This is a genomic window from Stenotrophomonas sp. ATCM1_4, assembly GCF_004348115.1.
In the GTDB taxonomy this organism is placed as follows: domain Bacteria; phylum Pseudomonadota; class Gammaproteobacteria; order Xanthomonadales; family Xanthomonadaceae; genus Stenotrophomonas; species Stenotrophomonas capsici.
In genome coordinates this window covers 2,016,254-2,035,866 of sequence record NZ_QPFB01000001.1, presented here as the reverse complement: position 1 = coordinate 2,035,866, position 19,613 = coordinate 2,016,254, and the positions used below count along the sequence as shown (strand labels likewise).

Sequence of the window (19,613 nt, the reverse complement as noted above, 5' to 3'; positions counted from 1 at the left end):
CTGTTCCCCGACCGGTGGCTTGAATTCGCCAATCCCTCGTCGTGCTGCCTTGCGTGGCGGCCGGGTGTTTCGCGCGCGGCGCGGGACCGGACGCATTGTCTCTCCCGCCCGTGCATAACGCGCCCTTGCGCAGTGTTGTCGTGCCTGCACGGCAGCAGCTACACAGGAGAAACAACCCGAATGACCATGCGTATCGCCATTCTTGGTGCCGGCCCGAGCGGCCTGGCACAACTGCGTGCATTTGAATCCGCCCGCCGCGCGGGTGCACAGGTACCGGAGATCGTCTGCTTCGAGAAGCAGTCCGATCTGGGGGGAATGTGGAACTACACATGGCGCACCGGGCTGGATGCCTATGGCGAACCTGTACACGGCAGCATGTACCGCTACCTCTGGTCGAACGGCCCGAAGGAAGCGCTGGAATTCGCCGACTACAGCTTCGAAGAGCATTTTGGCCGCCCGATCGCCTCCTACCCGCCGCGCGCCGTGCTGCGCGACTACATCATGGGCCGCATCGAAAAGAGCGGCGTGCGCGACCAGATCCGCTTCAACATGGCAGTGCAATGGGTGGACTACTCCGAGCAGACCCAGCGCTTCACCGTGACCGTGCGTGACCTGAAGAAGGACGAGCTGGTAAGCGAGGAGTTTGACCGCGTCATCGTCGCCACCGGCCATTTCTCCACGCCTAACGCACCGTTCTTCGAAGGGCTGGAGCGCTTCCCGGGACGCGTGCTGCATGCGCATGACTTCCGCGATGCCTGCGAGTTCACCGGCAAGGACCTGTTGCTGGTCGGCAGCAGCTACTCGGCCGAGGACATCGGTACCCAATGCCACAAGTACGGTGCCAGGTCGGTGACCTACAGCTATCGCAGCGCGTCGATGGGCTATGACTGGCCGGAGGCATTCGACGAGCGGCCGCTGCTGCTGCGCGTGGAAGGCACCACCGCGCATTTCGCCGATGGCAGCAGCAAGGACGTGGATGCCATCGTGCTGTGCACCGGCTACCAGCATCACTTCCCGTTCCTGCCGGATGCGCTGACCCTGCGCACCCGCAACCGGCTGTACCCGCCGGACCTATACAAGGGCGTGTTCTGGATCGACAACCCGAACCTGATCTACCTGGGCATGCAGGACCAGTACTACACGTTCAACATGTTCGATGCGCAGGCCTGGTACGCGCGCGACGTGATCCTCGGGCGGATCGCCTTGCCGGAGGGGGCGCGGATGCGGGCCGACAGCCAGGACTGGGTGGCCCGTGAGGAGGCCACCACCTCGGTCGAGCAGGACATCGATTTCCAGACCGCCTATGTGCGCGACCTGCTGGATGCGACCGACTATCCCGACTTCAACGTCGAAGCGGTTGCCGACCTGTTCAAGCAGTGGAAGCACGACAAGAAGGACGACATCCTCGGCTACCGCAACTGCAGCTATCGCTCGGTGCTGACCGGTACCCTCGCGCCGCCACACCACACGCCGTGGATGGAGGCGATGGATGATTCGCTGGAGGCGTTCCTGGCCGACAGCGTGGTCGAGGAACCGCAGCGGCGTATTGCCTGAGCGGGGAGGGCGCCGACAACCGGCGCCCTGGTCGTGCCGGGCCATGCCCTGCACGGATTACCCGCAACGCAGCGTGGCTGCGCGCTGGGGGCAGGGGGCGTTTCGCGCGTGGACGCGCGGCTACGACGTTTGCAGCGGCAACTGGATGTTGGTCAGCCGCCAGCGCAGCCCTTGCCGGCTCAGCACGAATACCACTTCGCGGCCATCCTCCAGGCGAGTGGTGGCGGTGAAGCGCGACAGCGATTCGTAGTGGCCCTGGGTGTTGGCCAGGGGCTTGGCCGGCGCGGGCGGGCCCCAGGTATCGCCATTGGCGGTGTTGCCGATGGCACGCTTCCACAGGCTGTCGCCCTGCAGCAGGGCGGCCACGCCGATGGGGGTCACCATCGTGTCGACGCCGGCGCCGGTCACGTTGCTGGCCACGCCCAGCAGCACCGCGCCGAAAAGATTGGACTGCGCGTCGGGACCGGCCTTGCGCACCATGTAGTCGCTGAGCTGGGCCTTGAGGTTGACCCGCAACGCCGGGAAGTCGACGTGACGTTGCAGGCGGCCGGTGTCGCGTTCCTCGATGGCACGGCTGATGCCGTGGATGGCGAGGTAAGGGCCGCCAATGACATAGCCGGCCAGCGCCAGGGCGACCAGGATGACCGCCGGAAGGATCCATTTCTTCATCGTCTGCTCCTGCGGCTCACTGCCGTCCGCCGGCCTGCGATTCGGCCCAACGACGCAGCATCACCAGGGTTTCGGCCCACGCCTGGCTGCAGAAGCCGAAGTACTCGCTGTCGGGGTCCCAGCCCAGGTGCTGGAACTCCACCACGGTCATCGGCTCGCCTTCGTGCGGCAGGCCGCGCCACGCGCCGGGGCTGGCCCGGCGCGAGAGGTCGAAGCGGATTTCGGTCCCGGCCCAGGACGAGGCCGGGCTGAGCGCCGGGTGATGGCTGATGACCTCCAGCCGCACGCGTTGGCCGGGTACGGCCTCCAGCAGCTTCATCGCCACCACGCCATGCGCACCACCGGGGTTGTGGCTGATGACCGGCTCGCCATCGATGACATGGTGCTGGTGGGGGATCCACCAGCGGCTCAGGCCCTGGGCCGAGGCCAGGGCTTCATAGACGGTGGCCAGGGGAGCGTCGATCCAGAGCTGGTGGTGGATGCTGGCCATGGCAGTGGGGTCCGGGAGGGTTGCAGGCAAGGTTGCCGCAAATCCGTGTTGGCTGCGTGAACCCCGGCTCAGAACTCCAGGTCCAGTGCCGCGCACAGGTAGTCGACGAACGGCGCCAGGGCGGCCAGGTCCTTGGCCAGTGTTTGGCGCAGGCGCGGCCCGGTCATGGTGTCGTCGTCGATGGCGCGCCACAGCACCCAGTTGCGATGCTTGAGGTCATCGATGAACTCAAAATCGGCGGGGAAGCCGCGCGGCGGGCGCACCAGTTTCTCGCTGGTCTCGAAGTCGTAGCGCTTGCGCACCGCCGGCGCATGTGCGGCGGCCTTCCAGCTGCCCGGGTTGTCGAAGATGAACTGACGCAGCTTGCGCTGGGTGTCCGGCTCCGGATGCCAGATGCCGGCACCAATGAAGTTCTCGCCCGGTGCCAAGTGGATGTAGTACGACGGCGCGGGGACTTCCTTGCGGCGTTCGTGGAACAGCCGTGCGCCCTGCCAGGTCTTGTATGGCGTCTTGTCGTTGGAGAAGCGCGAGTCGCGGTAGATGCGGAACAGCGAACCACCGACGGTGCGTGGGTCGGCACGGAAGTGCGCGCTGACCTCGGTCAGGTCTGGCTGCAGGTCGGTGATCAGGCGCAGGAACGGCTGCCGTACATACTCTTCGTACTGCTGCTTGTGCTCGGCAAACCAAGCCTTGTCGTTGTGCCGGGCCAGGCCGCGCAGGAATTTGTAGCTGGCGTCGCTGAAGTACTGGGTCATAGCGTGGTCTGCAGGTCGTTGCCCCACTGGTCCAGCGCGTCGAGCAGGGCGAGGGAAGCCGGGTTGTCCTGGTGTTCGGAACGGAGTGCGGTGATCTGCGCGAAATACGCCGGCAAGGTCTGTTCGGACAGGCCGGGCACGTCGAGCAGTCGCTGGCGACGATACGCATCCCAGCGTGAGCGCGCGGTCGCATCCAGCGATTGCGGGTGGTTGCGGGCGCGGTAGCGGAACAGCAGCTCCGGCAGGCGCGGGTCACGGGAGCGTTGTTCCAGCGCCTGGAGTGCCTCCGGTGGGGCGGTGCGGACCTTGCTCAGCAGGCCCTTGTCGCCTTCGGCCAGGAAGCCGTCGTACAGCGAGGCGTCGGCGTCGACCGGGCCTTCCTGGCCGCGTTCGCGGGCGAACACCTTACGGGCCTTCTCGGCCAGTGCCGGGCCGATCGCGCGCAGCCTTTCGGCCTTGGCTTCGACCTCGGCCGGGTCGATGGCCAGGCGCTGGAAGTCGGGCGCGCGCAGGTGGTTCCAGGCCACCAGCGCCGGCACCTTGTTGAGGTGGACCTCTTTCAGCGGTACGCGCTGCTGGCCTTCGGGCAGGTCGGCGGCGCGGGTGTACAGGCGCTGGGTGATCTCCTCCACCGACAGGTCCATCAGCGCGTCGACGTCGCCTTCCAGATCGAACACGATCACCCGGTTGTTGATATGCGGATGGTGGGCCAGCGGCAGTACCGGGGCCGCGCACAGCCGGCTGGCCGGGTAGCGCATGGAGATGTGCAGTACCGGCTGCATCGCCACCACGTCGAGCAGGCTGGCGACGAAGCGCTTGTCGCGCAGGCGCAGCGCGTACTCCCACATGCGTGGCTGCGCCTGCTGGAAGCGACGCGCCATGCCGATGGTGGCGTAGACGTCGGACAGTGCCTCGTGGGCATCGCCTTCGCGCACGTCGTTGGCCAACGCGAGGTGTTCCAGCTTGAACGAGGTGGCGCCGTCCTCGCGGGTGGGCCACTGGATGCCCTCCGGGCGCAGCGCGTGGACCAGGCGCAGCATGTCGAGCAGGTCCCAGCGCGAGTTGCCGCTGCGCCACTCGCGTTCGTACGGATCATGGAAGTTGCGGAACAGCCCGTAACGGACGAATTCATCGTCGAAGCGCAGGGTGTTGTAACCCAGCGTGCAGGTCTTCGGGCGTGCCATCAGCTCCTGGATGCGGGCGAACGCCTCCGCTTCGCTGACGCCGTCGGCCAGCGCGTGCTGCGGGGTGATGCCGGTGATCAGCGTGGCGATGGGCGAGGGCAGCAGGTCATCGGCCGGCTTGACGTAGAAGCTGACCGGCTCGTCGATCACGCGCAGTTGCGGGTCGGTACGGACCGCGGCGAACTGCGCGATGCGGGTGCGGCGTGGGTCCTGGCCGAAGGTCTCCAGGTCGTAGAACAGGAAGCTGTCGGCCATTAGTGCGCGCCCTCCAGTACGGGCAACTGCGCGTGCACGACCTGCTCCAGCGCGGCCCAGTCGATGTGCGCCAGCGTGTCGTGGCCGGCGGTGGCATCGGCCAGGATGCGCTGCTGGATGCGGGTGCGTTCCAGCGCGAGCGCATACGGCGTGTGCAGGAAGGTAACCATCGTGTAGTGCGGGACGAAGCGGGTCGGCCAGCGCGCCTGCAGGGCCTGTTCCAGCTCGCGCTGCAGCAGGAAGGCCGGGTCGGCCACGCGGTCGCGCATCTCAAGGTAGTTGTCCAGCGCCATCTGCTGGATGGCCGCGGCATTGGGCTTGCGCTCGGCCTCGAACGCAGCGAAGGCGTCTTCGGTGGTCGCGCATTCGGCCAACCTGCGGGCCAGCACCACGCAGTCCTCGAACGCGCAGTTCATGCCCTGGCCGTGGAACGGCACCATCGCATGCGCGGCATCACCGATCAACACGGCCTTGCCACCCTGGTGCCAGCGGTCCAGGTACAGCGTGCCGAGCAGGCCCGGCGGGTGTTGTTCCCAGTCCTGGCGCAGGTTGGGGATCAGCGCCAGCGCATCCGGGAAATCGCGCTGGAACAGGGCCTCGGCTTCGGCTCCGCTGCGCACCGTGGCGAAGCTCGGCTCCCCGGCGTTGGGCAGGAACAGGGTGACGGTGAAGGTGCCCTCGTCGTTGGGCAGGGCGATGCACATGTACCGGCCACGTGGCCAGATGTGCAGGGCATTGCCCTCGATCAGGAAGCGGCCGTCCGGACCGGGCGGGATCTCCAGTTCCTTGTACGAGTGGTCGAGGAAATCGATGCGCTCGCCCAGCGGTGACTTGCGGTTCATCGCCGCGCGCAGCGCCGAGCCGGCGCCGTCGGCGCCGATCAGTGGTGTGTCGAAGTGGATGTCATGCGGCGAGTCATCGCGGTCATCGATGAAGCGTGCATAGCCGGCATCGAAATCCACCGTGTGCAGGCGCCGGTGGAAATGCACCTGCGCACCGGCCTGCTCGGCCAGCTGCAACAAGGTGACATTGAGGTCCTTGCGGTGCACCGACCAGATCACCTCGCTGTCGTCGCGCCCATACCGCTGCAGTTCCTCGCCGCCGCCACGCGGATGCACCATGCGTCCGCGCATCATCACCGTGCGCGCCATCACGGCGTCTTCCACGCCGGCCTGACGCAGCGCGTTGCGTCCGCGCTCGGCCAGGGCCAGGTTGATCGAGCGGCCGGACTCGTAGTCGGCTACGCGCGGATCGCCGCGACGTTCGTAGATGGTGATGCGCCAGCCCTGGCGCGCCAGCAGGATGGCGAGCAACGAGCCGGCCAGGCCGGCGCCGATCAGGGTAAGGCTGCGGGGAGCGGTCGTGGTCAAATGCAGGGGTTCCGTAGGCTCAGACACCGGCCCAGGCTTCCACTTCGTCGATGAAGCGGTAGACATCGCGGTAACGGTTGTACATCGGCGTGGGCGAGATGCGGATCACGTCTGGTTCGCGCCAATCGCCCAGCACGCCCACCGATTGCAGGTATTCGAACAGCGAGCGGCCCTGGCTGCGGCCGCCGTTCACGCGCAGCGACAACTGGCAGCCGCGGCGTTCGATGTCGCTCGGGGTGATGACCTGCAGCACTTCGCCCAGGCGCGCGCGGACCATCGTTTCCAGGTAGCCGGTCAGGCGCTCGGACTTGGCCCGCAGCGCCGGCATGCCGGCGTCGTCGAACAAGGCCAGCGAGGCCCGCAGCGGGGCCAGGCCGAGTACCGGCGGGTTGCTCAGCTGCCAGCCTTCGGCGCCGACTTCCGGCACGAACTGCGGCGCCATCTGGAAGCGGGTGGCCTGCTCGTGGCCCCACCAGCCGGCAAAGCGCGGCAGCGTGGTGTCGTTGGCATGGCGCTCGTGCACGAAGCAACCGGCGACCGCGCCGGGGCCAGCGTTGAGGTACTTGTAGTGGCACCACACTGCGAAGTCCGGGGCGATGTCGTGCAACGCCAGCGGCACATTGCCGACCGAATGGGCCAGGTCGAAGCCGATGTTGGCGCCGTGTGCACGCGCCAGCCGGGTGATCGCGCCCAGGTCGAACACCTGGCCGGTGCGGTACTGCACGCCCGGCCACAGCACCAGCGCCACGCGCTTGCCGTTGTCGGCGATGGCGCGCTCGATCGCGGCCATCGAAATAGTGCCGTTGGGCTCGTCCGGCTGGACCTCGATCAGGTCTGTGTCCGGGTTGAAGCCGTGGAAGCGGATCTGCGCCTCGACCGCATGGCGGTCGGTCGGGAATGCGCCGGCTTCCATCACGATGGCCGGACGCTCGGCGGTCGGGCGGTAGAAGCTGACCATCATCAGGTGCAGGTTCACGCTCAGCGTGTTCATTGCCACCACTTCGCCGGGCAGCGCGCCGACCACGCGGGCCAGCGAATCGCGTACCAGCCGGTGGTAGCTCATCCAGTGCGTGGGACCGGTGAAATGGCCCTCCACGGCAATGCTCGCCCACAGGTCCATGACCTCCTGCACCATCGCCTTGGCACCCTTGGGCTGCAGGCCCAGCGAGTTGCCGACGAAGTAGATCTGGTCCTCGGCGTCGTGCTGCGGGATCAGGAACTGGTTGCGCAGGTGGCGCAGCGGATCGGCAGCATCCAGTGCGGTGGCGTGGGCCGGGGACAGGGTTTCGTTCATCGGTGTGCGGGCGTCGAGAAAGAACCCGCAGTGTACCCCGGCACCGCGCTCCGGCTCAGGCCTCCGGGGTGGCCGGCTGGGGCAGCGGATGGACCGTGCCGCATTGCGTGCAGGTCCGGTGCTGCAGCGAGGAATGGAAGCGATCGAAGACCTTGGGCAGGTCGGTCTCGATGTTCTTCAACGGGAAGAACTCCTCGTAGATCTTGTGGTTGCAGCTTGGGCAGAACCACATGAATCCATCCAGTTCATGTTCCAGCCGCTTGCGCTCGACCACCAGCCCGACCGAGCCGGGCATGCGCTGCGGCGAATGCGGCACGCGCGGCGGCAGCAGGAAGATCTCGCCGGCCCGGATCGGGATGTCGCGCACCGTGCCGTCTTCCTGCACGCGCAGCACCATCTCGCCTTCCAGCTGGTAGAACCACTCCGGGCCTTCGTCCCAGTGGTAGTCGCTGCGGCTGTTGGGGCCGCCGACCACCATCACGATGAAGTCGCCGTTCTCGATCATCTTGTTGCCGACCGGCGGCTTGAGCAGGTGGCGGTGTTCCTCGATCCAGCCAGGCAGGTTGATGGGGGAAGCAAGCATGCGGATGTCCCGGCGGAAGGTTTGCCTTCTCCCGCCGACGAGAGAAGGTGCCCCGAGGGGGCGGATGAGGGGGCTCTCTTGCGTAAGCCCAAACGTACGACTCAGTGCCGCTTGCCGCGCCGCGGCACGAACGACAATGCCTTCTCGTAGGCCGGCTGCAGTTCTTCCGGTCCCCCCACGTCGATGCCCATCTCGCTGACCCGGCCGTCGCGCAGGCTGTAGACCCAGCCGTGCACCATCAGCTTCTGGCCGCGTGCCCAGGCGTCCTGCACGATGGTCGAGTGGCAGGCATTGACCACCTGCTCGATCACGTTCAGTTCGCACAGGCGGGCGTGGCGCAGCTCCGGGTCCTCGATCTGGGACAGGATGTCGTTGTGCTTCTGCGCGACATCGCCGACGTGGCGCAGCCAGTTGTCGGCCAGGCCGACGCGCACCTTGTTCAACGCCGCATGCACGCCGCCACAACCGTAGTGGCCGACGATCAGGATGTGCTTGATCTTGAGCTGGTCCACCGCGTACTGGATCACGCTCAGGCAGTTCAGGTCGGTATGCACCACCACGTTGGCGACATTGCGGTGCACGAACACCTCGCCCGGCGCCATGCCGATGATCTGGTTGGCCGGCACGCGCGAGTCGGAGCAGCCGATCCACAGGTATTCGGGGTTCTGCTGCTTGGCCAGCTGGTGGAAGAACTCCGGGTCTTCACGTTCGATCCGGTCCGCCCATTCGCGATTGTTCTGCAGCAGCTTGAGGATGTCTTTCATCGTTGGGATTCCCTTGCGATCAGGTAGGAGAAGGCGTCGCACCGTGGGGCGGTACGACGTCGCGGGAAGCGTTGTCGTCAGTCGTCGCCGGCCAGTCCGCGGCGGAACCGGCGCATCCACTGCGCAAGTTCGCGGTTGTCGGCATCGGCCAGCGCATCGAGGGCATCGATGACGGCCAGCTGGTTGGATTCGGGATGGTTCTGGCTGAACTTCAGCGTGATCTCGGCGCGCTGTGCCTGGAAGCGGAAGCCGACGATGCCGCGCAGCATGCACTGGTGGGGCGCATGGTCGCGTTCAAAGCGCCAGGCCTGGCCGGCGCGGGCCTCAAAATGGTCGCTGAGCTGTTCCAGCAGGTGGGAAAGGCCGTCGGCATCATCGAAGGTGTGCAGCTGCCCGGTCAACTCGGCGCCGGCATGGTTCCAGGTCGGGACCCGCGAGGCGGCCTCCTTGTCCGGGTACCAACTGGCCGACACATAGCCGTGCGGTCCGTTGACCAGCACCTTGGCCGCGCCGGAATGGCGGGCCTGCGGGTTGGGCCGCGCCCAGTGGCCGCTCAGCTCGATCCGGTCGCCCTCACGCCGGTACAGCACCGGCAGCCGGCTGGCTTCCGGCAGGCCGTCGGCGCCGAGGGTCAGCACGATGACGAACGGGTCGCGCGCCAGCAGCAGGTCCAGCCAGCGCAGATCGGTTTCGGCGAAGGCGGCCGGGGTGAACATCGGCCCGGATCAGGCCCGCCCGCCGAGCAGTTGCACCATGCGTCCGCGCAGGGCGTCGTCATCGCTGGCCTGCGGCGGCTGCACCTCGCTCAGCGAGAAGCCGCGTGCCAGTGCATCCTCTTCGTCCAGGCCGTCGTAGGCCACGAATTCGGCGTCGAACAACTGCGCGCGGGCGGTGTCCTCGCTGTCATAGCTGAGCGTGTTGCCGTCGCTGTCCAGCACCTCGGCGGTGCCGGCCGGGCGCACGCGCAGGCGTGCCCAGATCAGGGTGTTGCCGAGTTGGGCCAGCCACCACTGGTCAGTGGGCGTGTCGGAATCGTTCATTTCAGTACCAGGGAATAGAGCCAAAGCAGGCCGGCCATGCCCAGCCCGAACCAGATCACGTACAACGCGATCCGGGCCGGGGTGGCCAGGCCGCTGAGCGCGCGGTCATCAAGCGCGCGGTAGCGGCCGCTGACCAGCCAGCGCAAGGCCTTGCCATCGAGGAAGGCGAACTCGCCAAAGCCGTCGGCAACCGCCGGGTGGCGGTCGCGGACATGCACCAGGGTCAGCGGCCAGAAGATCAGCAGCGCGCTGAACCCGGCGATGGCCACGCCGACGAAGCACAGGGCGAAGAACAGGGTCATGCGCGCGGAGCCCGGTGACGGCAAGCAAGGGCAGGGCGGACAGCCGTGCCATGGGCGGTGACGGTGTTCACGGCGACCTGCTGTCTCATCACAAGGCTCCTGTCGATATCAGAACTCGGCCGAACCCGGGGCGCGCGGGTAGGGGATGGCGTCGCGGATGTTGGACAGACCGCAGACGTAGACCACCAGGCGCTCGAAGCCCAGGCCGAAGCCGGCGTGCGGCACCGAGCCGTAGCGACGGAAATCGCGGTACCACTGGTAGTGCTCCGGATCCAGGCCAAACTGCGCCATGCGCGCGTCCAGCACGTCCAAGCGCTCTTCACGCTGGCTGCCGCCGATGATCTCGCCGATGCCCGGGGCCAGCACGTCCATCGCCGCGACGGTCCTGCCGTCGTCGTTCAGGCGCATGTAGAACGCCTTGATGTGCTCGGGGTAGTTGGTCACCACCACCGGGCGGCCGACGTGTTCCTCGGTCAGCCAGCGCTCGTGCTCGGTCTGCAGGTCCAGGCCCCATTCGACCGGGTAGTCGAACTTCTTGCCCGACTTCTGCAGCAGGGTGATCGCATCGCTGTACTCGATGCGCTCGAACGGTGCGTTGACGAACGACTCCAGGCGGGTGATGGCGTCCTTCTGCACGCGCTCGGCGATGAAGGCCATGTCGTCGGCGCGCTCGTCGAGCACCGCGCGGAACAGGTACTTCAGGAATTCCTCGGCCACGCGCGCGTCCTCGGCCAGGTCGGCGAAGGCGATCTCCGGCTCCACCATCCAGAACTCGGCCAGGTGGCGGGTGGTGTGGCTGTTCTCGGCGCGGAAGGTCGGGCCGAAGGTGTAAACCTTGCTCAGTGCCAGGCAGTACGCCTCGACGTTGAGCTGGCCGGACACGGTCAGGAAGGTTTCCTTGCCGAAGAAGTCGCGGCTGAAGTCTATCTCGCCGTTGCCGGTGCGCGGCAGGTTGGCCATGTCCAGCGTGGAGACGCGGAACATCTGGCCGGCGCCTTCGGCGTCGGAGGTGGTGATGATCGGGGTGCTGATCCAGTAGAAGCCGTTCTCGTGGAAGTAACGGTGCACGGCCTTGGACAGGCAGTCGCGGATGCGGGTGACCGCACCGAACAGGTTGGTGCGCGGGCGCAGGTGCGCCACTTCACGCAGGAACTCCGGCGACATCGGCTTGGGCTGGATCGGGTAGGTCAGCGGGTCCTCGACCCAGCCGACTACTTCCAGCGTCTGTGCCTGGATCTCGAAGCTCTGCCCCTTGCCCTGCGACTTGACCAGGGTGCCGGTGGCGATCACCGAGCAGCTGGGGGTCAGGCTCTTGATCTCTTCGAAATTGGACAGCGTGTCGGTAGCCACGACCTGGATCGGGGCAAAGCCCGAGCCGTCGCTGACGTTGACGAAGGCCAGCCCCGCCGAGCCGCGCACCGTGCGCACCCACCCGCGAACCGTGACTTCTCCGCCTTCCGGGATCTTCCCGGCAAGGGCGTGTGCAACGCTGACCACCGTCATGACTTGAATCCTCTGTTGATCGACTCGATCTGTGAATGCGTGATTTTAGCGACCTAAACGCCGGGCACGCGAGGCATTTATCAACGCTTGCGCTTCCCGGAGCCTGGCCACATCTATAATTGGACCGTAAATCTGCTGGAGTCGCCCCGCATGGCTGTTCATCTGACCCCCGTCGCCCATTCGCGCGTGCAGCGCTTCGTCAGTTCCACGCCCGGTGCGTTGGGCCTGCGTTTTGGCGTGACCCGCACGGGTTGCTCCGGTTGGGGGCACATCACCGACCTGGCCAAGGACCAGCGTGAAGGCGACACCGTGTTCGAGCAGGACGGGGTGCGCATCTACGTCGATGCGCAGAGCCTGCCGCTGGTGGATGGCACCGAGATCGACTTCGGCAAGCATGGCCTCAGCGAGACCTTCACCTTCAACAATCCCAACGCCGCCGCCGAATGCGGGTGCGGGGAGAGCTTCACCACCGACGAAGCCCTGGGCTGAGTCGACCGCCCAACCGCGCTGGCGCCGAACCGCGCGTCCTGCGGCCTTGCCCGACGGATTCCCGCCGGGCGTCCGTGCCCAGCAAGCGTGTCGGGCATGGCCCGGCATTACGTGCAGGTTTGCCCTGCCGGCGCCTGGCGACGCTCCAGCGCCACCGCCACGCCCCACAGCAGCAGGCCGACCGCCGCCGTCGCGGCGCCGACCCAGCCGGTCGAGCCATAGCCGAATCCTGCACCGATCGCCATGCCGCCCAGCCAGGGGCCCAGCGCATTGGCGGTGTTGAACGCGGCATGGTTCGACGCCGCGGCCAGCGTCTGGGCCTCGCCGGCGGCGTCCATCAGACGGGTCTGCAGGGCCGCGGCCAGGGCGCCCATGGTGCCCACCGCGATCACTGCCGGCGCCATCGCCCAGGCCGAGTGCGCGGCCAGCGGGTACAGCAGCAGCACCACGATCGACCAGGCCAGCAAAACGCCGGCGGCGCGGAACTGCAACCGGTCCACCAGCTTGCCGCCGGCCACGTTGCCGATGATGGCGCCCACGCCGAACAGGCAGACCGCCACCGGCATCCAGCGTTCGTCCACGCCGGTGACATGCACCAGGGTCGGTGCGAGGTAGGTGAATACGCAGAACATGCCGGCGAAGCCGATCGCGCCGATCGCCAGCGCCAGCCAGACCTGCGGCGTGTTGAAGGCGCGCAGCTCGCGCATCGGCGTGGTGCGCGCCTCGTTCGGGTCGGGGGCCAGCTGGCGGGCGACCATCAGCACGGTGGCGATGGCCAGCAGGCTGACCAGGCCGAAGGCGGTGCGCCAGGTGAACTGTTGGCCCAGCCAGGTCGTCAATGGATTGCCGACCAGGATGGCGATGGACAGTCCCAGCAGCACCCGCGAGACGGCCGAGCCGCGCTGTTCGGGCGGGCTGATCGAGGCGGCCACCAGCATCGCCACGCCGAAGTAGGCGCCATGCGGCAGGCCGGCCACGAAGCGGGCCAGCAGCATCGTGGCGTAGTTCGGCGCCAGGGCGCTGGCCAGGTTGCCGGCGGCATAGAAGCCCATCAGCCACAACAGCAGGGTGCGCCGGCTCACGCTGGCGCCGGCGAAGGCCAGTACCGGCGCGCCCACCACCACGCCGATCGCGTAGGCGCTGATCAGGTGGCCGACCTGGGCTTCGCTGATGGTCAGGCCACGGCTGATCTCCAGCATCAGGCCCATGCTGGCAAATTCGCTGGTGCCGATGGCGAAGCCGCCGAGGGAGAGGGCGAGGAGGATGAAGGTACGTTGGCGCGGGCTCAGCGAGGCGGCCAGGGAGGGCAGAGGGGGCACGAGGGCTCCGGGTGCGGCGTGGAAGCGGTTACAGAGTGTACTTGCTGCGGCGCAGCAGTTGATTGGTCGGGCCGGGTGCAGGCATCGGATGCTGTGTTCAGCCGGGCGCACTGCCTGACTTGCCTGCGGGCCGGTTCGGGTGGATAATTGCCGGCTTCCTGCGCCCCGGCGCTGGATCCCTTGCCCCACCGCAATCCACGGCGGGGGGCTGTCCGGCCCGCAAGGGCTACATCCGAAAGGTATGAAAACATGAGTCGTCATTACGAAGTCGTGTTCCTGGTCCACCCGGACCAGAGCGAACAGGTTCCCGCCATGATCGAGCGCTACAAGGCGCTGGTCGAAGCCGGCAACGGCACCATCCACCGTCTGGAAGACTGGGGCCGCCGCCAGCTGGCGTACCCGATCCAGAACCTGGTCAAGGCCCACTATGTTCTGCTGAACATCGAAGCCGACCAGTCGGTCCTGAACGAGCTGACCGAAAGCTTCCGCTTCAACGACGCCGTGCTGCGCAACCTGGTCATCAAGCGTGACGAGGCTGACACCGAGCAGTCGCTGATCATGAAGAGCAAGGACGAGAAGGGTGACAAGCCCGAGCGTGGCGAGCGTCGTCGTCGTGACGACGAAGAAGGTGCCACTTCCAACAACGACGAAGCCGGCGACGACGCCGCTTCTGCTGAATAAGGAGCACTTTCATGTCCAAGTTCTTCCGTCGCCGTAAGTTCTGCAAGTTCACCGCCGAAGGCGTGAAGGAGATCGATTACAAGGATCTCAACACCCTGCGCCAGTACCTGACCGAGAACGGCAAGATCGTTCCGAGCCGCGTCACCGGCACCAAGTCCAAGTACCAGCGCCAGCTGTCGACGGCCGTCAAGCGCGCCCGTTTCCTGGCCCTGATCCCGTACACGGACAACCACGACGTCTGATCAGGCGCGGAGCGCTGGCCGGCCCTGCCGGTTCGGGCGCTCCGGTCTTGTCTACACCGTCCATTCGGACAGCAAGCGTTGCGGCGCCCCCGGGTGCCGCTAACGAATAACGGAGCACTACCAATGAAGCTGATTCTCCTGCAGAAAGTGACCAACCTCGGCGGCCTGGGCGACCTGGTCGACGTGAAGCCGGGCTATGGCCGCAACTTCCTCGTGCCGCAGGGCAAGGCCGTCCCGGCCACCGAGAGCAACGTTGCCGAGTTCGAAGCCAAGCGCGCCGAGTACGAAGCCAAGGCCAAGGCCGCCCATGACGGCGCCGAAAGCCGCGCTGCCAAGTTCGAAGGCGCCAGCGTCACCATCGGTGCGCACGCTTCGACCGAAGGCAAGCTGTACGGCTCGGTTGGCCCGCGCGACATCGCCGAAGCCTTCACCGCTGCCGGCCTGGAGCTGAGCAAGAGCGAAGTGATCCTGGGCGAAGGCGCGTTCCGCAACGTGGGCGAGTACGACGTGATCGTCAAGCTGCACGCCGACGTGGAAACCACCGTCAAGGTCATCGTCGAAGCCGACGCCTGATCCTGCCGCACGGGTTGCAAAGAACGGGCGCCGAAAGGCGCCCGTTTCTTTTGCCCGGCCGCCGCCAACCGCCCGTGAACCAAGGGTGTCGCTATACTCGGTTGCCAATGCCGCCTCGTGAACATTGAATCTCCACGGATATCAATGACTTGAGGGCGGAAACGGAACCTCCGGAGTTTCCCTCCGGGCAACGGCTGGAACGCCGGGGCCCGCCAACAGCCCGAATCCATGCGTCTATCCACGATCAAGCTCTCTGGTTTCAAGTCGTTCGTCGATCCCACGACGCTGCACCTGCCGACCAACATGACCGGCGTGGTCGGCCCGAACGGCTGTGGCAAGTCCAACATCATCGACGCGGTGCGCTGGGTGATGGGCGAGAGCTCGGCCAGCCGCCTGCGCGGCGATTCGCTGACCGACGTGATCTTTTCCGGCGCCTCCGGGCGCAAGCCGGTGTCGCAGGCCACGGTCGAGCTGATCTTCGACAATTCCGACCACACCATTTCCGGCGAGTACGCCTCGTTCACCGAGATCTCGGTCAAGCGCACCGTCAGCCGCGACGGCAGCAGCAACTATTACTTGAACGGCACCAAGTGCCGGCGTCGCGACATCACCGACCTGTTCCTGGGTACCGGCCTGGGGCCGCGCAGCTACTCGATCATCGAGCAGGGCATGATCAGCCAGATCATCGAGGCGCGCCCGGAAGACCTGCGCGTGTATCTGGAGGAGGCGGCCGGCATCTCCAAGTACAAGGAGCGCCGCAAGGAAACCGAGACCCGCATCCGCCACACCCGCGAGAACCTGGACCGCCTGAACGACCTGCGCGAGGAGATCGGCAAGCAGCTGGAGCACCTCAAGCGCCAGGCCAGGCAGGCCGAGCAGTACCAGGCCTTGCAGGAAGAGCGCCGGGTCAAGGATGCCGAGTGGAAGGCGCTGGAGTTCCGTGGGCTGGATGGCCGCCTGGGTGGGCTGCGCGAGGCGCTGTCGCGGGAGGAAACCAAGCTGCAGCAGCTGATCGCCGAGCAGCGCGAGGCCGAGAGCGGCATCGAGACCGGCCGCGTGCGCCGCGAGGAGGCCGCCGAGGCGCTCAATCGCGCCCAGGCCGATGTCTACCAGGTGGGCAGCACGCTGGCCCGCCTCGAACAGCAGATCCAGCACCAGCGCGAGATGGCGCAACGCCTGCACAAGGCGCGTGACGAGACCCGGCAGGCGCTGGCCGACCTGGGCCAGCACATCAGCGGCGACGAAGCCCGCCTGATCGTGCTGCGTGAAGCGGTCGACGAGGCCGAGCCGAAGCTGGAGCAACTGCAGGAAGAGAACGAATTCCGCCAGGAAGCCCTGCGTGAGGCCGAGGCCCGGCTGGCCGACTGGCAGCTGCGCTGGGAGGCGCATACCCGCAACACCTCCGAAGCCACTCGTTCCGGCGAAGTCGAGCGCACCCGCGTGGACTACCTGGATCGACAGATCCTGGAGGCCGATCGCCGCCGCGAAGCCCTCAGTGCAGAGCGTGCCAGCCTGGACCTGGACGCGCTGGCCGAGGCCTTCGAGCAACTGCAACTGCAGCATGAAACCCAGAAAACCACGGTCGACGAGCTGAGCGAGCAGGTCGAATCCCGCAAGGAGGCTGCCGCGACGCTGCAGGAAACGCAGAGCGGCAGTCAGTCCGAGCTGGCCGACGTGCGCCAGCAGGTGCAGGCCGCGCGCGGCCGGTTGTCATCGCTGGAAGCGCTGCAGCAGGCGGCGCTGGGCCAGGAGCAGGGTGCCGCGGTGGCCTGGTTGAAGGCGCGCGGGCTGGATTCGGCGGCGCGTGTGGGCGAGCGCATCAGTGTCGAAGGTGGTTGGGAAAACGCGGTGGAAAGCGCGTTGGGCCAGCTGATCGAAGGCGTGCTGGTGGAAGCGCCGGAAACCCTGGTCGAGGCGCTGGGCGAACTCGGCGAAGGCCGCATCACGCTGGTGTCGGCTGACGAAGGCAAGGCGGATTTCGCCGCGACCTCGCTGGCCGCCAAGGTGCAGGGGCCGTTGGCTATCCGCCGTCTGCTGATGCATCTGCACGCGGCCGAGGACCTGCCCCAGGCGCGGGCGTTGCAGGCCAAGCTGCCGGCGGGCGATGCGGTCATCACCCGTGACGGCGAGCGGCTGGGCGACGGTTGGCTGCAGGTGTCCCATTCCGGTGCCGCCCAGCAGGGTGCGCTGCTGCGTGAGCGCGAGATCGTCTCCCTGCGTGAGCAGATCGAGGGCCTGCAGGCCCGGGAAGGTGAGCTGGTCGAACAACTGGCCAGCCTGCGCGAGCAGTTGCTGGCCGCCGAGCAGCACCGCGAGGAAGCGCAGCGGGCCCTGTACCAGGCGCACCGCGCGACGTCGGAACTGGCGGGGCAACTGCAGAGCCAGCAGGGGCGCGTGGATGCCGCGCGGACCCGCATCGAGCGCATCGAGAACGAGTTGGCCCAGCTGCTCGAAGCACTCGATGAAAGCCGCGAGCAGGCCAGCGAGGCACGCGTGCGGCTGGAAGACGCGGTGTCGAGCATGGGCGACCTGGAATCGGGCAAGCAGACGCTGGAAAGCGAACGCCGGCAGCTCACCGAAGCACGTGACCTGGCCCGCGACGGCGCGCGCAGCGTGCGCGACAACATGCATGCGTTGGCCCTGACGCTGGAGTCGCAGCGTACCCAGATCGCCTCGTTGAGCCAGGCGCTGGAGCGCATGAGCAGCCAGCGCGGGCAACTGGATTCGCGCCTGGGCGAACTGCATTCGCAGCTGGATGACGGTGACACGCCGGTGCAGGCGCTGGAAGCCGAGCACCAGAACGCATTGGGCGAGCGGGTTCGCGTGGAGCGCGTGCTGGGCGAGGCGCGGGCGCTGCTGGAGAGCGTGGACGCCGAGCTGCGCAAGCTGGAGCAGACCCGCCAGCAGCGCGACGAGCAGGCCTTGGCCCAGCGCGAACGCATTTCCCAGCGCAAGCTGGACCAGCAGGCGCTGGTGCTCAGCGCCGAGCAGTTGTCCGGCGCGGTCGAGAAGGCCGGGTTCGTCCTGCAGGACGTGATCAACACGCTGCCCGAGGACGCGCGCCTGTCCGACTGGGAGCAGGCCGTGCACCAGATCGACGCGCGCATGCGCCGGCTGGAACCGGTCAACCTGGCGGCGATCCAGGAGTACGGCGAGGCGTCGCAGCGCTCGGAGTACCTGGACGCGCAGAACGTGGACCTGACCACCGCGCTGGAGACGCTGGAAGACGCCATCCGCAAGATCGACCGCGAGACCCGCGGCCGTTTCAAGGACACCTTCGACCGCGTCAACACCGGCGTGCAGGCGCTGTACCCGCGCCTGTTCGGCGGCGGCCATGCCTACCTGGAGCTGACCGGCGAAGACCTGCTCGACACCGGGGTGACCATCATGGCGCGCCCACCGGGCAAGCGCGTGTCCAGCATCTCGCTGCTGTCCGGCGGCGAGAAGGCGATGACCGCGGTGGCGCTGGTGTTTGCCATCTTCCAGCTCAACCCGGCCCCGTTCTGCCTGCTGGACGAGGTGGATGCACCGCTGGACGAGGCCAACGTCGGCCGTCTGGCCAACATGGTCAAGGAAATGAGCGAGAAGGTGCAGTTCCTGTTCGTCAGCCACAACAAGGCCACCATGGAGGCTGCCCACCAGCTCTCCGGGGTGACCATGCGCGAGCCGGGCGTCAGCCGTCTGGTCAGCGTGGACCTGGAAGAAGCCGCGCGATTGGCGGGCGCGGCCTGACGTGCCATTCTTTAGCCACCTGAACGATTTACCCGGAGATTCCCACGCATGTCCGACATGGCACTGTTGCGTATCGGCATTCTGGTTGCCGGACTGCTGCTGATTGCAGCCATCTTCCTGTTTGGCCGCCCCCGCAAGGCGGCGCAGGGCAAGCGCAAGGAGCCGGTGGACACCGCCGAGCGCCCGTCGCGGCGTGAGCCGGTACTGGGCGCGGTGGAGGAGGGCGGTGCGCCGGGCGAAGGTGCCGATGGCGAACCGGTCACCCAGGCCGAGCTGGGCCTGCCCGACACCGAGCCGGCCGGTGGCAGCGACCTGGGCAAGCGCCCGAGCCAGGATTTCGACAAGATCGTTTCCCTGTACGTCGCCGCCCGCGCCGGCCAGGTGCTGCGTGGCGAGGACATCGTGGTGGCCGCCGAGAAGACCGGGCTGGTCTTCGGTTACATGGGCGTGTTCCACCGCTTGGTCGAGGGCCACCCGGAGCGGGGGCCGATCTTCTCGATGGCCAGCATCATGAAGCCGGGCAGCTTCGACATGGCCAACATCCGTGAGATGGAGACCCCGGCCATCGCCTTCTTCCTCACCCTGCCGGCGCCGATGACCGCGCTGGACGCCTGGGAAAAGATGCTGCCGACCGTGCAGCGCATGGGCGAGCTGCTCGACGGCGTGGTGCTGGATGACAGCCGCAACGCCCTCGGCCGCCAACGCATCGCGCATATCCGCGACGAGCTGCGCGCCTACGATCGCCAGCACCAGGCGCCGCCGCTGACCAAGTCGCCGCGCTGGTGATCTTCCTCCTCCCTTTGCCGCAGGCAAG

20 protein-coding genes are annotated in these 19,613 nt (G+C 67.2%); 7 read left to right on the top strand and 13 right to left on the bottom strand.

From position 1 onward, the window contains the following. Positions 1-180 precede the first annotated feature (180 nt). Positions 181-1,554 (top strand): NAD(P)/FAD-dependent oxidoreductase, encoded by a 1,374-nt coding sequence (locus ATCM_RS09355; protein WP_132864267.1) that lies wholly within the window; start codon positions 181-183, stop codon positions 1,552-1,554. Between the two features lie 120 nt (positions 1,555-1,674). On the opposite strand, the gene ATCM_RS09350 is transcribed toward ATCM_RS09355, so the two are convergent. The 12 genes from ATCM_RS09350 to asnS form a co-directional block, all read right to left on the bottom strand. Next, complete coding sequence (locus ATCM_RS09350; protein ID WP_132864266.1) at positions 1,675-2,223, bottom strand: DUF2939 domain-containing protein; 549 nt, start codon at positions 2,221-2,223, stop codon at positions 1,675-1,677. Positions 2,224-2,239: 16 nt separating this feature from the next. Beyond that, entirely contained in the window at positions 2,240-2,743 is a 504-nt protein-coding gene (locus ATCM_RS09345; RefSeq protein ID WP_132864265.1) for an SRPBCC domain-containing protein, read from the bottom strand. A 38-nt stretch (positions 2,744-2,781) separates the two neighbouring features. Next, positions 2,782-3,468: a DUF2461 domain-containing protein gene (locus tag ATCM_RS09340; RefSeq protein ID WP_132864264.1), complete on the bottom strand. Its 687-nt coding sequence runs from the start codon at positions 3,466-3,468 to the stop codon at positions 2,782-2,784. Beyond that, positions 3,465-4,907 carry an exodeoxyribonuclease I gene (gene sbcB, locus ATCM_RS09335; RefSeq protein ID WP_132864263.1) on the bottom strand — a complete coding sequence of 481 codons (1,443 nt, stop codon included), beginning with the start codon at positions 4,905-4,907 and terminating at the stop codon, positions 3,465-3,467. Before sbcB ends, ATCM_RS09340 begins: the two co-directional genes overlap by 4 nt. Beyond that, positions 4,907-6,277, bottom strand: a complete 1,371-nt coding sequence (locus ATCM_RS09330; protein WP_207911800.1) for an NAD(P)/FAD-dependent oxidoreductase — start codon at positions 6,275-6,277, stop codon at positions 4,907-4,909. The genes sbcB and ATCM_RS09330 overlap by 1 nt, the downstream gene beginning before the upstream one ends. Before the next feature lie 19 nt (positions 6,278-6,296). After that, entirely contained in the window at positions 6,297-7,571 is a 1,275-nt protein-coding gene (gene kynU / locus ATCM_RS09325; RefSeq protein WP_132864261.1) for a kynureninase, read from the bottom strand. Positions 7,572-7,626: 55 nt separating this feature from the next. Beyond that, the gene (locus ATCM_RS09320; RefSeq protein ID WP_132864260.1) at positions 7,627-8,154 is read right to left on the bottom strand and encodes a 3-hydroxyanthranilate 3,4-dioxygenase; all 528 of its coding nucleotides are present in this window, start codon (positions 8,152-8,154) and stop codon (positions 7,627-7,629) included. A 101-nt stretch (positions 8,155-8,255) separates the two neighbouring features. After that, positions 8,256-8,918 carry a carbonate dehydratase gene (can, locus tag ATCM_RS09315; protein WP_132864259.1) on the bottom strand — a complete coding sequence of 221 codons (663 nt, stop codon included), beginning with the start codon at positions 8,916-8,918 and terminating at the stop codon, positions 8,256-8,258. A 77-nt stretch (positions 8,919-8,995) separates the two neighbouring features. After that, the gene (locus ATCM_RS09310) at positions 8,996-9,634 is read right to left on the bottom strand and encodes an FMN-binding negative transcriptional regulator (protein ID WP_132864258.1); all 639 of its coding nucleotides are present in this window, start codon (positions 9,632-9,634) and stop codon (positions 8,996-8,998) included. A 9-nt stretch (positions 9,635-9,643) separates the two neighbouring features. Further along, a complete protein-coding gene (locus tag ATCM_RS09305) occupies positions 9,644-9,958 on the bottom strand; it encodes a hypothetical protein (RefSeq protein ID WP_132864257.1) in 315 nt (104 codons plus the stop codon). After that, positions 9,955-10,260, bottom strand: coding sequence for a hypothetical protein (locus ATCM_RS09300; RefSeq protein WP_132864256.1), 306 nt, complete (start codon positions 10,258-10,260; stop codon positions 9,955-9,957). The genes ATCM_RS09305 and ATCM_RS09300 overlap by 4 nt, the downstream gene beginning before the upstream one ends. 108 nt (positions 10,261-10,368) lie before the next feature. Continuing rightward, positions 10,369-11,763 carry an asparagine--tRNA ligase gene (gene asnS, locus ATCM_RS09295; protein ID WP_132864255.1) on the bottom strand — a complete coding sequence of 465 codons (1,395 nt, stop codon included), beginning with the start codon at positions 11,761-11,763 and terminating at the stop codon, positions 10,369-10,371. Between the two features lie 150 nt (positions 11,764-11,913). Between asnS and ATCM_RS09290 the strand changes: the two genes are divergently transcribed. After that, positions 11,914-12,252 (top strand): iron-sulfur cluster assembly accessory protein, encoded by a 339-nt coding sequence (locus ATCM_RS09290; protein ID WP_132864254.1) that lies wholly within the window; start codon positions 11,914-11,916, stop codon positions 12,250-12,252. 107 nt (positions 12,253-12,359) lie between these two features. Here the strand turns inward: ATCM_RS09290 and ATCM_RS09285 are convergent, their stop codons facing one another. Next, positions 12,360-13,571: an MFS transporter gene (locus ATCM_RS09285; RefSeq protein ID WP_132864253.1), complete on the bottom strand. Its 1,212-nt coding sequence runs from the start codon at positions 13,569-13,571 to the stop codon at positions 12,360-12,362. Positions 13,572-13,820: 249 nt separating this feature from the next. On the opposite strand from ATCM_RS09285, the gene rpsF reads away from it, so the two are divergent. The 5 genes from rpsF (at position 13,821) to zipA (ending at position 19,585) form a co-directional block, all read left to right on the top strand. Then, positions 13,821-14,252 (top strand): 30S ribosomal protein S6, encoded by a 432-nt coding sequence (rpsF, locus tag ATCM_RS09280; protein WP_132864252.1) that lies wholly within the window; start codon positions 13,821-13,823, stop codon positions 14,250-14,252. 11 nt (positions 14,253-14,263) lie between these two features. Beyond that, positions 14,264-14,494, top strand: a complete 231-nt coding sequence (rpsR, locus tag ATCM_RS09275; protein ID WP_054666474.1) for a 30S ribosomal protein S18 — start codon at positions 14,264-14,266, stop codon at positions 14,492-14,494. A gap of 123 nt (positions 14,495-14,617) precedes the next feature. After that, a complete protein-coding gene (gene rplI / locus ATCM_RS09270; protein ID WP_132864251.1) occupies positions 14,618-15,067 on the top strand; it encodes a 50S ribosomal protein L9 in 450 nt (149 codons plus the stop codon). 228 nt (positions 15,068-15,295) lie between these two features. Beyond that, positions 15,296-18,799 (top strand): chromosome segregation protein SMC, encoded by a 3,504-nt coding sequence (gene smc, locus ATCM_RS09265; RefSeq protein ID WP_132864250.1) that lies wholly within the window; start codon positions 15,296-15,298, stop codon positions 18,797-18,799. A 48-nt stretch (positions 18,800-18,847) separates the two neighbouring features. After that, on the top strand, positions 18,848-19,585 hold the full coding sequence (gene zipA, locus ATCM_RS09260; RefSeq protein WP_132864249.1) for a cell division protein ZipA: 738 nt from the start codon (positions 18,848-18,850) through the stop codon (positions 19,583-19,585). Positions 19,586-19,613 lie beyond the last annotated feature (28 nt).

Excerpts from the sequence above, each read along its gene's own strand:
- ATCM_RS09300 (WP_132864256.1), bottom strand. The coding sequence starts at position 10,260 with ATGACCCTGTTCTTCGCCCTGTGCTTCGTCGGCGTGGCCATCGCCGGG.
- rpsF (WP_132864252.1), top strand. The coding sequence starts at position 13,821 with ATGAGTCGTCATTACGAAGTCGTGTTCCTGGTCCACCCGGACCAGAGC.
- kynU (WP_132864261.1), bottom strand. The coding sequence starts at position 7,571 with ATGAACGAAACCCTGTCCCCGGCCCACGCCACCGCACTGGATGCTGCC.
- ATCM_RS09305 (WP_132864257.1), bottom strand. The coding sequence starts at position 9,958 with ATGAACGATTCCGACACGCCCACTGACCAGTGGTGGCTGGCCCAACTC.
- ATCM_RS09290 (WP_132864254.1), top strand. The coding sequence starts at position 11,914 with ATGGCTGTTCATCTGACCCCCGTCGCCCATTCGCGCGTGCAGCGCTTC.
- ATCM_RS09310 (WP_132864258.1), bottom strand. The coding sequence starts at position 9,634 with ATGTTCACCCCGGCCGCCTTCGCCGAAACCGATCTGCGCTGGCTGGAC.
- sbcB (WP_132864263.1), bottom strand. The coding sequence starts at position 4,907 with ATGGCCGACAGCTTCCTGTTCTACGACCTGGAGACCTTCGGCCAGGAC.
- ATCM_RS09355 (WP_132864267.1), top strand. The coding sequence starts at position 181 with ATGACCATGCGTATCGCCATTCTTGGTGCCGGCCCGAGCGGCCTGGCA.
- smc (WP_132864250.1), top strand. The coding sequence starts at position 15,296 with ATGCGTCTATCCACGATCAAGCTCTCTGGTTTCAAGTCGTTCGTCGAT.
- ATCM_RS09340 (WP_132864264.1), bottom strand. The coding sequence starts at position 3,468 with ATGACCCAGTACTTCAGCGACGCCAGCTACAAATTCCTGCGCGGCCTG.
- rpsR (WP_054666474.1), top strand. The coding sequence starts at position 14,264 with ATGTCCAAGTTCTTCCGTCGCCGTAAGTTCTGCAAGTTCACCGCCGAA.
- ATCM_RS09350 (WP_132864266.1), bottom strand. The coding sequence starts at position 2,223 with ATGAAGAAATGGATCCTTCCGGCGGTCATCCTGGTCGCCCTGGCGCTG.
- asnS (WP_132864255.1), bottom strand. The coding sequence starts at position 11,763 with ATGACGGTGGTCAGCGTTGCACACGCCCTTGCCGGGAAGATCCCGGAA.
- zipA (WP_132864249.1), top strand. The coding sequence starts at position 18,848 with ATGTCCGACATGGCACTGTTGCGTATCGGCATTCTGGTTGCCGGACTG.
- ATCM_RS09320 (WP_132864260.1), bottom strand. The coding sequence starts at position 8,154 with ATGCTTGCTTCCCCCATCAACCTGCCTGGCTGGATCGAGGAACACCGC.
- rplI (WP_132864251.1), top strand. The coding sequence starts at position 14,618 with ATGAAGCTGATTCTCCTGCAGAAAGTGACCAACCTCGGCGGCCTGGGC.
- can (WP_132864259.1), bottom strand. The coding sequence starts at position 8,918 with ATGAAAGACATCCTCAAGCTGCTGCAGAACAATCGCGAATGGGCGGAC.